The 13,516-nt window shown below is 63.4% G+C and carries 15 protein-coding genes and 1 pseudogene; 9 read left to right on the top strand and 7 right to left on the bottom strand.

Features of this window, described 5'->3' with window-relative positions:
- Positions 1-380: 380 nt before the first annotated feature.
- A complete protein-coding gene (locus tag OG966_RS27630) occupies positions 381-551 on the bottom strand; it encodes a hypothetical protein (protein ID WP_326652585.1) in 171 nt (56 codons plus the stop codon).
- 217 nt (positions 552-768) lie between these two features.
- Here OG966_RS27630 and OG966_RS27635 point away from each other — a divergent pair, with 217 nt between their 5' ends.
- The 6 genes and pseudogenes from OG966_RS27635 to OG966_RS27660 all read left to right on the top strand — a co-directional run bounded on the left by OG966_RS27635 (position 769) and on the right by OG966_RS27660 (position 4,228).
- Positions 769-1,512 (top strand): type IV toxin-antitoxin system AbiEi family antitoxin, encoded by a 744-nt coding sequence (locus OG966_RS27635; RefSeq protein ID WP_326652586.1) that lies wholly within the window; start codon positions 769-771, stop codon positions 1,510-1,512.
- 71 nt (positions 1,513-1,583) lie between these two features.
- Entirely contained in the window at positions 1,584-2,126 is a 543-nt protein-coding gene (locus OG966_RS27640) for a hypothetical protein (protein WP_326652587.1), read from the top strand.
- Position 2,127: 1 nt separating this feature from the next.
- Positions 2,128-2,262 (top strand): hypothetical protein, encoded by a 135-nt coding sequence (locus tag OG966_RS27645; RefSeq protein ID WP_326652588.1) that lies wholly within the window; start codon positions 2,128-2,130, stop codon positions 2,260-2,262.
- Between the two features lie 186 nt (positions 2,263-2,448).
- Entirely contained in the window at positions 2,449-3,192 is a 744-nt protein-coding gene (locus OG966_RS27650) for an aminoglycoside 3'-phosphotransferase (protein WP_326652589.1), read from the top strand.
- Between the two features lie 132 nt (positions 3,193-3,324).
- A pseudogene (locus tag OG966_RS27655) lies at positions 3,325-3,654 on the top strand (YciI family protein); the annotation flags it as partial.
- A gap of 277 nt (positions 3,655-3,931) precedes the next feature.
- The gene (locus OG966_RS27660; protein ID WP_326652590.1) at positions 3,932-4,228 is read left to right on the top strand and encodes a GYD domain-containing protein; all 297 of its coding nucleotides are present in this window, start codon (positions 3,932-3,934) and stop codon (positions 4,226-4,228) included.
- Between the two features lie 525 nt (positions 4,229-4,753).
- Here OG966_RS27660 and OG966_RS27665 read toward each other — a convergent pair.
- Together OG966_RS27665 and OG966_RS27670 are read right to left on the bottom strand one after the other, a co-directional pair.
- Positions 4,754-5,455 carry a restriction endonuclease gene (locus OG966_RS27665; RefSeq protein WP_326652591.1) on the bottom strand — a complete coding sequence of 234 codons (702 nt, stop codon included), beginning with the start codon at positions 5,453-5,455 and terminating at the stop codon, positions 4,754-4,756.
- Complete coding sequence (locus OG966_RS27670; RefSeq protein ID WP_326652592.1) at positions 5,452-5,718, bottom strand: hypothetical protein; 267 nt, start codon at positions 5,716-5,718, stop codon at positions 5,452-5,454. Before OG966_RS27670 ends, OG966_RS27665 begins: the two co-directional genes overlap by 4 nt.
- A 615-nt stretch (positions 5,719-6,333) precedes the next feature.
- Here OG966_RS27670 and OG966_RS27675 point away from each other — a divergent pair.
- Positions 6,334-6,816 carry a DUF4365 domain-containing protein gene (locus OG966_RS27675; RefSeq protein WP_326652593.1) on the top strand — a complete coding sequence of 161 codons (483 nt, stop codon included), beginning with the start codon at positions 6,334-6,336 and terminating at the stop codon, positions 6,814-6,816.
- Positions 6,813-8,018: a hypothetical protein gene (locus OG966_RS27680; protein ID WP_326652594.1), complete on the top strand. Its 1,206-nt coding sequence runs from the start codon at positions 6,813-6,815 to the stop codon at positions 8,016-8,018. The genes OG966_RS27675 and OG966_RS27680 overlap by 4 nt, the downstream gene beginning before the upstream one ends.
- A 268-nt stretch (positions 8,019-8,286) precedes the next feature.
- On the opposite strand, the gene OG966_RS27685 is transcribed toward OG966_RS27680, so the two are convergent.
- Positions 8,287-9,387, bottom strand: coding sequence for a hypothetical protein (locus tag OG966_RS27685; protein ID WP_326652595.1), 1,101 nt, complete (start codon positions 9,385-9,387; stop codon positions 8,287-8,289).
- Between the two features lie 901 nt (positions 9,388-10,288).
- On the opposite strand from OG966_RS27685, the gene OG966_RS27690 reads away from it, so the two are divergent.
- Complete coding sequence (locus tag OG966_RS27690; RefSeq protein ID WP_326655398.1) at positions 10,289-10,993, top strand: nuclease-related domain-containing protein; 705 nt, start codon at positions 10,289-10,291, stop codon at positions 10,991-10,993.
- A 104-nt stretch (positions 10,994-11,097) separates the two neighbouring features.
- Here the strand turns inward: OG966_RS27690 and OG966_RS27695 are convergent, their stop codons facing one another.
- The 3 genes from OG966_RS27695 to OG966_RS27705 form a co-directional block, all read right to left on the bottom strand.
- Positions 11,098-11,583, bottom strand: a complete 486-nt coding sequence (locus tag OG966_RS27695) for an NUDIX hydrolase (protein ID WP_326652596.1) — start codon at positions 11,581-11,583, stop codon at positions 11,098-11,100.
- A 19-nt stretch (positions 11,584-11,602) separates the two neighbouring features.
- The gene (locus OG966_RS27700; RefSeq protein WP_326652598.1) at positions 11,603-12,823 is read right to left on the bottom strand and encodes a helix-turn-helix domain-containing protein; all 1,221 of its coding nucleotides are present in this window, start codon (positions 12,821-12,823) and stop codon (positions 11,603-11,605) included.
- Positions 12,824-13,052: 229 nt separating this feature from the next.
- On the bottom strand, positions 13,053-13,418 hold the full coding sequence (locus OG966_RS27705) for a winged helix-turn-helix domain-containing protein (protein ID WP_326652599.1): 366 nt from the start codon (positions 13,416-13,418) through the stop codon (positions 13,053-13,055).
- Positions 13,419-13,516 lie beyond the last annotated feature (98 nt).

Raw genomic sequence — 13,516 nt, forward strand, 5'->3', positions numbered from 1 at the left:
GGACCGCCGCTTGGTGCTGTCGCCCGTGATGCCGCGCCGGTATCCCGAGCCGCTATCCAAGGACAACGAGGACCGCGCGGGCGAGCCCGGACAGGGTGGCCCTCCCGATACCCCCTCCCCATCGCGCCGCGAGCGCTTCGACCAGCAGTAGCCGCGCCGGTCCGCACCTGTACGCCGCGCCCGTCCGCCGCGCCCGTACGCCGCGCCCGTACGCCGCGCCCGTCCGCCGCGCTCGGCAGCGGCGCGCGCCGGACCGCCGGCCCCTCGCTCCGGGAGTCGGCGACCACCATCCGGGAGACTCGTCGGGGCAGCCCTCTGTCGTGGCCCCCTCGCGGGGCGCCACTGCTGCGCCTCGACGGCGGTCGGTCGCTCGCCTCAGATCAGTTGTGGCCGAACTTCCTCTGCTTCTTATGGGATACCTGCTCCGAGATCGAGTGCACGGTCTCCTGCGCGGCGGATCTCTGCGCCTGCTCCTTCGTCTCCACCGCACCGCTGCGTTCATGTCCGCCAGTGCGGGCACCGCGGTTCTGCCGACTCTGCTTCTTGCTCACGATCGTGCCTCCTGTAGCGGATCGGGGACGATACGCACTATCAGGTTCGCATGTCAGTACGAAAGGCGCGTTTCGGGCAGATGCTCGGAGGCGATCCGGATGCTGGCCTTGCGGGTTTTCTCCCGATTACGAGAGGTTTGACGCAACTGCTGGAAGGGCTGACACTGATTGCGTGTTCCCTCCTGCTTCCGTGAGGGTACGCGCAAGGAGGTGTGACGTGGATTTCGTGTCCGTGAGGCAGGCCGCGGAGGGCCTGGGCGTGGACGACTCGCGTGTGCGCCAGCTACTCCATGAGGGCAAGCTCCAAGGTTCGATGGTCGGCGGGCGATGGCTCGTTGACGCCCGGAGTGTGCAAGATCGCAAGGTGGCTGCTCCTGAGTCGGGACGGCCTCTGTCTGCGCGTAACGCGTGGGGAGCACTTGCCATACTTGCCGGGTGCCGCCCGTCCGGCCTGTCGGATCCGGAGCGCTCCCGTCTGCTCGCGCGCCTGCGGAACCTGGCGGCTCAAGAAGATCTGCCGGTGGCGCGCATCCGAAAGCTTCTCGCGGCGAGGGCTGAAGTGAGGCGCTACCGCGTGCACCGCGGTTTGCTGCCGGCGTTGCTCGAAGACGCGGACGTGGTGCGCGCCGGGGCCAGTGCGGCTCCCCACATCGGGGCCGACTACGTTGCACCAGGCCGAGCCGAGGTCTACGTACACCCGGACATGGTCGGGAAACTGGAGGCGGCATTCGGCATGGTGCCGGATGCCCAGCACGGCAACCTTGTCGTTCGCGTGTCGCCTGCCAGTGCTTGGCCCTTCCTTGTTTCGGCTGCTCGGCGAGCAAAGGAAGGGAGGGATGCTCCGGCTCCCGTGGTTGCGGCCGACCTGCTCGACGCGCACGAAGATCGAGCAAGTGCCGCGGCGGCAGGCATTTTTGAATCATTGCTGGCATCCCACGAGCTGAGGGGGGCGGACAGTTAGTGGCACAAGCTCGGGTTCGTATCGAATCGGACTTGCTCACCGGGCCGCTCGTGGGACTTTGGGGCACTCTCTTGGATCTTTCCGAGAAGGTCACGGAGTCGTGGACGTTGATCGGTGGCCAGATGGTGCTGATGCACGGCCTGGAACACGACAGAACTCCGCCTGCCGCGAGCCTCGATCTTGATGTGCTGGCCGATGTGGTGTCTCAACAGCAGAGTCTGCGTCTGCTTGTCGCTGCGCTGGAGAAGTTGGGCTTCGAGTCCGCCGGTGTGTCGCCGCAGGGCAAGGCGCACAGGTACAAGCGCGATGGGGACGTGGGAGAGCTCGTTGTTGACTTGCTCGCCCCGGACAACCTTGGCAAAAGGGCTGACCTCACCACCACGCCTCCAGGCGTAACGCTGGAAGTTCCTGGAGGGCGCCAGGCCATGCAGCGGAGCGAGAGCGTCGGCGTTCAACTGGGCGAGCGACGTGGCGTCATCCGTCGTCCCAGCCTGCTGGGTGCGATCGTCGGCAAAGCGGCCGCCTTGAGCATCCCCACCGCTCCAAAGGCCAAGCATTACCGTGATCTGGCTTTCCTGCTCTCGCTGCCGGCCAACCCAGGTTCTCAAAAGTGAGTTGACCAAGGGTGATCGCAGGAAGCTGGCACTGGCGGGCGCTCTTCAGGATCCCAACCACGCGGCCTGGACGGAACTGCGCGACTCCGAGGCTCAGGCCGACGGCCAGGCCATGTACCGCTTCCTGTCGTCATGACCGCGGCCGCGGCTCGGTCAACGGGAGATGCCGGCCCAGGCTCCCAGGGCCGGTTCCAGCACCCGTTGCCCCTGGTCAGGAGCCAGATCTGGCCGTAGAAGCGCGGAAGCGCGGTGATTCCCGGGCTCAGGGTGCGCCGGAGAAAACCACTCGCTTGGAGCTCGACTCGGAGGAAAACATGCGCTCATGGCCTTTTCCGGACCGCCGCCTTCCACCGTGCATGTACCTGCGCGCATCGCCGACCTGACCGGGGACCGGCCACTGCTGCCCGTGTGGCAGAACGAGTTGGGCGGATTGACCTTCCAGATCGGCAAAGGGGATGGCCGACTGTTCGCCAAGTGGGCGCCGGCAGGCTCCGGGCTGGACCTGACCGCCGAGGCGGTACGCCTGCAATGGGCCGGCGGTTTCACGCCCGTGCCCCGCGTACGGGACCACGGAGCGGACCGGGCCGGAGCCTGGCTCGTCACCCATGAGCTTCCCGGCGAGAATGCCGTCACTCCCCGGTGGAAGGCAGATCCTGGAACGGCCGTCCGTGCGCTGGGAGCAGGACTGCGGGCCCTGCACGAGCGGCTGCCCGTGGCCGACTGCCCCTTCAGCTGGTCCATCGAAAGCCGCCTGGAACGCGCCCAGCTCGCGGGCATCCAGGTGCCCGCGGACCTGCCCGCGCCTCCGACGATCGACCACCTTGTCGTGTGCCACGGCGACCCCTGCGCACCGAACACGCTGCTCCACGAGGACGGCACCTGGTCCGGACACGTGGACATGGGTGCCCTCGGTGTCGCCGACCGATGGGCCGACCTGGCCGTTGCCACCTGGAGCACTGAGTGGAACTACGGCCCCGGCTGGGAGCACACGCTCCTCGACGCCTACGGAATCGACCCCGACCCGTACCGGACCGACTTCTACCGCCGTCTCTGGTCCGCGACTTGAGCATCCCGCTCCCAAGCACGACGGCTCGCTCCCACTGGCGATCACGTGCGTTCGCCAGTCCAGCACGACCCGCCCCGTCTCCTTCAGCCCCGTTCACGGTCGTTCGGATGAGACCCGCGTTCGCCTTCGACGAGCTATCAGGCAGGCATGTACCGCGACGTCCTGCTGCGTGGGTGACCCAACACGTCGGGGCGCGCAATGTGGGATTTCCCCGGTGGCCGCACCGGTGGCAACCGGTACCTGATGCTCGGCCTCGGCACGGGCCAGGCCGCCGACCTCGCCGTGCCGCCCAACCAGGACGAGTTGATCGCGTACGGGCCGCTGCTGTCTGACGACGGCGCCCCTGGCTGGGCGGTGCTGGTGCGGGCATCGGACCCCGACACGGCACGCGCCGTCCCAACCCCGGACCGGTACGCCGACATCGAGGTTCCCAACTGGCAGTTCGGCGGGTGGCCGTCATGAACCGAGGCGTCGCCAGCCTTCCACGTCACCGTGTTAGCCCTTGTAAGACGCCGGCCCGACCGGCGGACGTCACCGCCGTGAGGGCCGCCGACTGCTGCCGCCGTCCGCCCCCGCCGTCATCACCTTCATTCGTGCCGCCGAGCTGACCACCGCTCGGGGAGTTCGACCGCTGATCGCCCGTATCACCCGTTCTGCCGCGCTTCTCATGCGCATTACGCGCATGATGCCCAGAATTGACCCACGATGTGTTGTGTCTCCTTCCTAGGGGTGAAAGGCCATGCCGACGTACGTCACGTTGCTGAACTGGACCGATCAGGGGGTCCGGGGCTACAAGGACACCCCGCAGCGCGCCGAGGCCTTCGCCGCAGCGGCACAAAGGCTCGGGGCAGAGGTCCTGAACATCTACTGGACCGTCGGTCCTTACGACCTCGTGGCCGTCGTAGAGGCACCCGACGACGAGACCGCCACTGCGGCGCTCCTTCAGGTCGGCGGAGTGGGCAACGTCCGTACCACGACCCTGCGGGCCTTCGGCCGGGAGGAGATGGACCGCATCATCGCCAAAGCGACTGGCTGAGGACTTTCAGATCGAGGACCTGTTCCGTGATTACGAGTGAGCGGCGAGAGGCTCCCCGCCCCCTGGATTCGTCTGGGCCTTCGTCATTCGGGCGACTGATCTGGGCAAGCGCTCCATGATCCATCCCGCACCTAGGACGCGCCTTCCGACATACGGCCGCTGCGAGCGGCATACGGCTGCACATACGCCAAGACCCCGTCCTCAGCTGAAGCGCTGGTGGCGGGGTCTTTGGGCACCTCATACAGGGTGCCCCCGGCAGGATTCGAACCTGCGCACACGGCTCCGGAGGCCCCGTGCGTCTCAGGCGTTTCACCAGGTCAGGAGCCTAGCCGCAGCCTGCGAAACCTTGCCCGTCCACGAATAGGCCGCGTCCACTCATGGGCGTCTTCAGGTACACCACCAGGTCGTGATCGGAGTCCGCGAGGCCAAAGATCTCGTTCCGGCCGTTCCGGCTCACGGCCACTCGTTGGCCGCCGCTCGGCCGAGGGCTTTAAGTCCGTCGGCGCGCTCATCCGTCCAGGGGATCTATGACAGCGCTGTCGGGCGCCGTGGTGGTGGCACCGCTCGGAGGAGATCCCACAGTGGTCGTCCGCTGGCGGCCCATTCTCCGAGTAGGTTGCGGTCGACCAGGTGGAGCTTCTGTGACTTGGCCAGTGGGGGACAGCCGGAGGTGAAGCGGCCGTTCGTCACGAGGACCACAACGTCTGCACCGTGGAGCTGGCGGGCGGTGCCGTTGAGGACATGCAGGTCGGGGGTTCCCACCGGTGAGCTGGCCAGGCCGTTGCGGCGGTGCTTGCACTGGATGACCCAGCGACGCCCGAATGGGTCGGTGGCCTTCACATCTGCTCCGTTGTCGCCTGCCCCGCCGACCTGTACCGCATCAGCGCAGCCGTCCCGCTTCATCAGGTCCCGTATGGCGTGCTCGAATTCCCGATGATGGAGCGCGTCCAGCTGACTTATCGCGTACCGCAGGCCACGAGCCCGGACCTGCTCCCACTGCGCCCGCTGCTGGCGCTGGTACAACCATCCGCCCACCACGGCCGCAGCGAGGACGAGAGCCACCAGGAACACCCAGGGGTGGTCATCGATCCATTTGACCACTGCGGCGAAGAGCGCGATGGCCGCGATAGTAGCCAGGCCATAGGCGACGGCCTGTGCCTCTACCTGCTGCTTTCGCCTGCTCCTACGGGACGTGCGCCGCCGCACTGGCGGCCGGCGGCGGGTCACTGCCCGTTCCCGCTGGTTTCGAACCGGACCGGGTACGACACGGACCGCCGTGGCACGGGCTTCCGCTCCACCTTGGGGAAACGGATCGGGTATGTAACCGACTTCTGTGGACGAAGCTCCACCGCCCGACCGTTGTCCGGAAACGTGATCGGGTAGGTAGCTGTCTTCTGCGGCCTGGGTGCCTGGCCGCTTCCCGTGCCGGTGCTGATGTCGCCGTTGCCTATGCCGACGATCGCGACCGCGGCCACGGCTAATATCGCCATCTCGTGGCGCGCTCCTGCTGCCCATCGATAGTGCCCACGGACGTAGGTCCCGTCTGCCTTCGTGTAGGGCTGGATGTACGGCACCGCTGCCTCCCCCTCATGGTCTGGTCACCGAACGGCCCATGAAAGCAGGAGGTACTGACACTTGGTCAGGGTGCGATCACCCTAGGAGATGCGGGTGGTGCGTATGCGGCGGGAGAGGCCGCCTGGATGGCGGGACGTTCTCGGTTGGAGCGACCCAGCACTGGAGATTGTCACGTCATCACTGCCACGAGAGTGATGGTGTGCCGTGATCACTGCTTTGGGTGTCGCAGATCAGCGGCGTAACTCGACCCCCTCGAACCGTCGTTGACCGCCGATGGGGCGCAGATGTGGCATATCGCCCCGCCTAGGTCATGAAGGCGACCTGAGAGTTGGAGTATTCGCTGATCACATGGGTAGTCCAAACATGTTGTCACGATCTACGCACAGGCCGTGAAGTGGTCTACCCAACCCGTGGAGTAGCCATCTACCGTGTGGGCCTGGCGCTCCGGGGGGAGAACACAACACATGCTCAGCGTAAGTGCACAGATGCCGACAGAGCCGCTGAGAGGCGACCTGCGGCAGACGGATCGCATGGAGATGCTGCAGGACAGCTACCTCCGGGCAGTCGCGGCCGCCTCTGGGTGCACCATGGCGAAACCGGAACCAGATGACGGCATCGATTGGCAGTTAACCCACTCGTCCACCTTGCACGTGGTCGACTGCCAGATTGACTTGAAGATCCAACTAAAAAGTACGTGGACTTCCGCCCCTAACCCTCCCAATGGCTTTGTTTCCGTGAACCTGAGCAACGATCGCCTCAAAATGCTCGCCCGCACTCCCGTCGCGGTGCATCGAATATTGGTGGCCATGATCGTGCCGAAGGATTTCGCCGGATGGGTGGAGGCGAGTCACGACTATCTCTCTTTGCGTCATTGTGCCTATTGGCGCAGTGTCACCGGTAAGGAATCATCTGGAAAAGACCACACCGCAGTCCGCGTGTCCACTGCCCAAATATTCGATGATGTGGCACTCTGCCAGATCATGGAAAGAATTGGACAGGGAGGGGCGCCGTGAACTCGCTTAAGTTTACGGAAATCGCTTCTCGGATCAGCGAAGCACAATTAGCCCATCTCCTCGAGGTCAACGGCTGGGAGAAGTTCGGCGGCCAAACGAACATGTATAGCCGTTGGCGGCCGGCGGGCCGTGAGGCTGAGCGAGGCCTTCTCCTCCCGCAGAATGATGAGTTAGTTGACTACTCCGACCTCTTTGCGCAAGCCGTCGCACAGGCGTGGAAGCTAGGAGATTCACGCTTAAGGACGTTGCTAGAAAGAGCCGCCACGGTCCAAACCCTCGGCGACGAGATGAAGTTTCATAAGGAAGCAAGGACGTACGTGGGTACGATTCAATGGCTGGCGGGCGAAGACTTGCACGCTGCTGCACGGAAATCGATGACTGTCGCAGCGAAGTCGCGCAAGTCTAAACTCGCGTACTTTGGTAACTCAAACGCGCATCTAGCTCGCTCATTCCTTGAGTCCGTATTGATGGGTCAGACGGAGGTAGGCAGCTATGTTGTGACCGCATACGCTCCACCTGCGGAGATCTTCACGGAAAAGAAGATTCGTCCCGGAGACACGCTTCCCGCAACGGGAACACACACCGGTCGGGATATCACGCGTGGCCTGGTAGATGTGCTGCAGACAACCCGAGAAGTTGTCGACCATTACGCCAATACCGGATCCAGTGCGGGATTCGTTGATAATGTCAATCGAGGTTTTTGTTTCGAGATCACACAAGCGGTGCGTGACCTGGTAAGAGATTCAGATGGTGCAGAGGTCGGCATCGAAATGAATGTTGCCGCTGACCTATTTGAGGCCGCCCGTACAGAGTCCCATAAATTGGAATTTTCTCCGGCGGACTATCCAGTGCTCGAAACGGCTGGCAATATCCTTGCAGCGACATCCCGGCCGCAGCAGGTGACCGTAGTGGGTGCTGTGACTCTGCTGGAGAGGCCCCAATTTGGGCGCCCAGGGCTAATTCGCGTAGACGTCTTGTCGGGCAGTACAGCTAAGAAGATGCGCGTGCGCCTAAAGTCAGAAGATTACGACCTAGCCATGGATGCCCACCGTGACAACATGGCGATAAAGGTGACAGGCAGACAGGAAATCGAAGGCCGCTACTACTGGCTATACGATCCTGAACGCATTGAGTTGATCCCCATGGAAGTGATTCAAGTTCAAGCGGAATCGCCCAGTTCGGAGCAGCATCCCCTGTTTTAGGGAGCTTGCATTGAGGCCGGCGGAGTCCCTTGAGAACATGGTGATGGCCGCGTAGTAACCCGAGGTCGGTGGAGTCCCAATGCCCGTGTCAAGTCGCCGACCAGACTGCGCCCCTCGATGCGAACTACCGGCGGGGCGGTCGCTGAGGTCCACTCAACTGGTCAGCCGAGGTGGTGCCTGGGGCCGCCCCGGGGCGGATGCTGTAGCACTGGTTGCTGTACTTCGCTGCTGTACGCCCGGCAAACGGGCAACGGCGGTGAGTCGAGGGCTACCTCCGCAGCGCTGCCGTCAGAAATGCGCCTACCATGACACCGAGAAGTGACACGGCGAACGCCGTCACTCTCTGCACTGTCTGTGTATGTTGAGATTCAAGAACTTTTAGAATTGCCCCAGAATTTTCCAATTCGTTGGCGTAGTTAAGTTCAGACACCTCCTTCAATTCTCTCCCAAGGAGCAGAAATTCCCTCCCCTCTTTGAGGCCTTCAAGTGTTTCATTATTACTCTGCTGAGTTCGTGTGATACTCATCTGAATTCTCAACATTTCGAGACTCAGGTTTCTTAGATTCGCGCGGGACGTCAAGAGTCTGCGAAGCCAATTCTTAAGCCCTTTTCTCGTGTATGCGGATACCGCCTCCTCGGTATCGTCAGTGAGGCTCTCCATTTTGCGCTGCTTGATGACCCCTTCTGCTGTCAGTAGGTAGTAAGTTGCGAACTCTGGACCGAACTGCTTCGAGATCTCCTCCATGGCTTGCGCGGGTCCAGCAATTTCCTCATCAAAGTAGAAATCCAATCTGTCATACCACCGGCTATGGGTTCTTGCGACACCAAGGCCAGGAGCAGCCTTCTCGCCGAGATTCCCTGGCTGAATGTAGAATTCTGCGTGAAATGGGCTAGGACCCAGCGCGGTAAGCCTGACAGTCGATCTATCGCCTAGCTTGTCGATTTCCTCCTTTAGGAACTCACGTACAACGACGACAGCGCCGGAGGGTTTCAGGATCTCCGCTGTCCCAGAAATCAGCACGTAGGTATAGGGGTAATCGCGATCGAGTTCAGTTACGACCAGAAAATCCTCGATGCCATTACCTGCCGAAATGTCCCCCCATGGATTCAATCGGCTCTGCACTCTGGCCGGAACGTTCAGAATGAATGAAATTCGCCCATGCTGAGGTATTGGATGACGAATTAGGCTACCATCGTCGACTTCCTCGTGGAGGCCGAAGAGCGAGAACCTTTCGCGCCCTCCTCTCACTTCGAGATCTCTAATTGATGGGATTAGGTTGAGCGTCTTCTCTGTTTCATCGGCCCAAGAGGTGTAAGGCTCCGAACCCTTAATTTGCGGGAATAGGCTGCCGATGGCGAAAGCAATCATCTGATGACGTACCTCCCTTTCTTGGCCGTTATCGTATGGCATCAGACCCCTGCGGTGAGGAGGCTTCGCGGAACAGAGGTCGGCGGAAGGGCTTTGGCCGGTGTCCTGCCCGGTTTGGGGTCGGGCATGATCAGGGGGCCGTACGCTTGCCGGCTACTCGGGCAGGCTTGTCCCCTGCCCGCAATGTGTCCGAGTGGCCCCCTGGTCTTGCTCGACGCGGGTCCCGAATCGGGGAGTGTGGGTAAAGCCGTGGAGCCGTCCGTCCCCACCCCCGGCCTGGTCTTTTCGCCCCCTTGTGGGCGCGGGCGGGCGACGACGTGCGGCCCCGGTGGCGTAGACATGGAGGGGCAAGCGCGTCGGCGTCCGGCCGGCGCCGCCGCGCTGTGCGCGGCACCTCTGACCTCGTGTCAGACAGCATCGCTGTTCAGGAGGCCGGGAATGAAGACGCCCCAAGCGTCAACTGTGGTGTTCTCCCGAGCTTCCGCCCGTCCTCCGATGCCCTGGGCCTGGTGTCTTTGCAGCCTTCCGGGGCCACTCGGGCGCATGGCGGGCATGGGGAGAAAGCCGGGCCCGTTGTGGCTGTGCTGCGTGACGGCGGCCGGGCTGGCAATGATTCGCTGCCCGAACTCGGTCGGGCAGCGAGCGAAGCGAGCACTTGATGACGTAGGGAAACTCTGTCCGCGGACGCGGTCTTGTGGCTGCGCGCCTCGGCTGTTGCCATGTCTGTGGGGCGATACAGAGATGCCGGGGGGCTTGCGTGAGCGACTTGAAGATCACAGTGTGGAAGCGATACGGACATGATCGGCTCTACGCGAACCTTCCCAATGGTGTGGCCGTGGCCTTCCTCGACCGGGGCACGGGCAGGATCACCATCCTGCGCGAGGAGCACCGTGGCGCCGCAATGGAAGTTCTCGCGAATCACTTACCCCTGGCGGTGCCCGCCTCACCTCCACCACCGCGTCCCCCGGCCCCGCTGCTCCCCCCGCTAACTGTCCAGGATGACCTCGCGCTTAATCGACCAGGCGCTGCCCTACGAGCCAAGCTCGCGGCGGCCGGACCTGGCCCTGTGGAGCGGGCGATTACTTGGCTGCTACGTCGCGATTCTGAGTGGGATTCCTGGCGCAAAGGCCTGGCTGGGGAGCGCCGCGTCGGCTCTGAGTTGCAGCGCTTATCCAACCGAGGTTGGCGTGTGCTGCACTCTGTTCCCCTGCCTCGCGAGGTCGACATCGATCACCTGCTCATCGGGCCGGGTGGAGTCTTCAGCATCAACACCAAGCACCACCAGAACGCGAAAGTCTGGGTTGGAGACGACTCCGTCAAGGTGAACCACGGCAAACCGCATCCATACGCTCGCAAGAGTCGCGCCGAAGCGCAGCGAGTGCAGAAGGTGCTCGGCCGGCACTGCGACTTCGAGGTACCCATCGAGCCTGTCATCGTCTTCGTTGGAGTGAGCGAACTGAAGCGAGTCGCCACCTTGCTAGATGTTCGGGTCTACCGGGAACGAGAGGTCGCAGCCCTGGGCCCGCTGAAAGGTGCCTTGAGTCTGGAGCAAGTCGAGCGGGTCTATCAGGTCGCCCGACACCGCAGGGCGTGGGCGCTCGCATGAGGACGCTCATGGTCGGGCTGTGGGCCGTCGCTGAGCTGGGCTACCGAGCCATTCATGCCTTCTAACCTGGACACACCCCAAAAAGCCTGTCTGTCTGTGCCGGGCTATGCGGCGGTTGACCCGGGCGTCTGCCCGTGCTCGAGATAGACAGGCGCCACCGCGAGCCGGGCTTCGATCGCTGCGTGAATGCGTCGGGCCAACCGCGGGATCGTGCGCTCATCGATCTCGGACGGGTCAAGGAACGCATAGCTCTTCAACTCGTCCGGCTGCAGGGTGATCCGGGCCAACTCCTCGGGTGCGAGCTGTCCGCCCTCAAAGAGGTACAGGACTTTGTCGCCCTCGTTGGGATTGGGGGCCCAGTCGACGGCCAGCAGGCGGCTAAGCGACGGTGTGATGCCCAGTTCCTCGCGGACTTCGCGAGCGGCAGCTTGGAGCGGGGACTCTCCAGTCTCGACGTACCCGCCGGGGATGTCCCAGTAGTCCTTGTAGGACGGCTCGACCATGAGAACGCGTCCAGTGGGATCAAAGAAGAGCGCACCCGCGGCCATACGCGGATGCGCCATCTTCGCTTCGTGCTCGTTCTCCGCCATGCAGTCGAGCGTACCTATGTCACAAGACGTGCAGTCGCTGAGCCAGATCTGCCAAGGCCGGGCTCGGTCGGCCCCGCTGATTCCGCACCCACGAGAGGACCAGTTCACGGGCGAGGTAGTGACTGCGCACTTGCTCAGGGGCCCAGCTCTCGGCTTCGAGCAACATGCTAAGCGCCTCGTCCGTGCGGTTACGGGCACTGAGCGCGCGAGCCACCTCGATGTTGTGCCGGGTTCGGCGCTCGGTCGGAAGGCTGCTGGTGTCGATCTCTGGCCCGAGATCCATGGCGATCTGCATGTCTCCCAGCTCGGCGGCCGTGGCGACTCGATGGATGGCGACGTTGGTCGGCCCGAACGCCGTCCACATGTGGTTCGCGTCCTCACCGAGCTGCTGTGCGACCTGGTCAGCCTCGGCGAGGAAGTCACGAGTAGCCGCACGATCCTCGGCGCGGGCTGCTGCCATCGATCCGGTGAGGAAGAGCGTCCCGTAGATGGAGAGGAACCCTGGCGACACGTCGACCCCCTCGAGCTGGGGGCGGAGGTAGTCGGCTGCGTCGCTGATGAGTTGTACGGCTGCATCGAATCGGCCATTGGAGAGCAGGCAGTGAGCGACTGACCGGAATAGAGAGCCAGTCACGACTGGGTTGCCGGTCTGCTGAGCAGCAGTGAGGCCGCGGTCGGCTGCGATCCAAGCTAGGTCAGTTTCCCCGAGTTTGGTGAGCACCATGGCCGCGCCTTGGTAGGTCAGTGCCGTGAGGTCCTGTGCTGTCTCCCGGTCCTGCCCTTCGTACGACTGCACTGCGATGAGCGCGTCTGTCAGGAGCAGTGGCAGGCGGTGCGTTGCAAATCCGTACCGGGAGTCTTGGTAGGCATCCCAGACCTCGACCACGTTCGTACGTAGGTCGCCAAGTGGCGTCGGCTCACCTACGGTTGGCACGCCCAAAAGTGGCGTGAGCTGCCGGTAGTTCATCAGCGCGGACCGAAGTGCCGGCACAGTGCGCGTGCCGCTGTCGGGTGTCCAGTCCATGAGCGACGGCTCGGCAAGCAGATCGCCAAGAGTCACGTCCAGGGCGTCAGCTAGGGACTTGATGACCGAGAGCCGGTCCAGTTCCAAGCGGTTGTTTTCAGCCCTGCTGAGCCAGTCGACCGTACGGCCGACCCGACCGGCCAAGACCTCCTGTGAGATGCCGCGCCTCCGCCGGTACCACGCGACTCGCTCGCCGATCGTCAGGTTCGTCGTCATTCCTCGCATGGGAAGAGCGTCCCCCCGCCTCTTCAGAGGACCCCGGAGAAATTTTCCGGGGTCCGGCCGCGAACCGGTTCTAGCGTTGCTCACAACCCGAGGGGTTGTCACTCCGAGCGAGGAGGCCCAGCGATGGCACTGACCCCGGCAGAGCGATTGGAACTGATCGAACGCATCAGTGGAGTTGGAGAGGAGGTGGCGGATCTTGCGTACAGAGTCGACGCGATCACTAGGGCGTTGGCGGCTGCTGACGCACAAGGTCCTCAAGTCGGTCCATGCGCGCTGCCAACTGCCGTACGTCCCGAAGGACTTCCTCAAGATGCTCCGTGATCTGGGTGAACTCGGGGCTGTGCCGTTCTCTGTCCTCGCTGGGCAGAGCAACGAAGCTGCCCTTGCCCTGATGGGAGATCACGTAGCCGTCTTCTCGAAGGCGGGAGATCGCTTGCCGGGCAACCGTGCGCGAGACGCTGTGCTCCTCCATCAGCTTCGCCTCTGACGGGATCTTGTCCCCAGGGACTAGCGCCCCATCGTGGATCTTCCTCTTGATCTCGTCGGCGATCTGCAAGTACGCCGCACGTCCAGTGAACTCGGCCATAACCCCTCTCCGCGGTTGTCGTACCTAGTGCAGCACATATCGCCGACAGCGGTCGAGCACAGCCACTTGACACACCAAGTGATACAGGTGCAACGTGG

It is taken from the genome of Streptomyces sp. NBC_01750, from assembly GCF_035918095.1.
Taxonomy (GTDB): Bacteria; Actinomycetota; Actinomycetes; order Streptomycetales; family Streptomycetaceae; genus Streptomyces.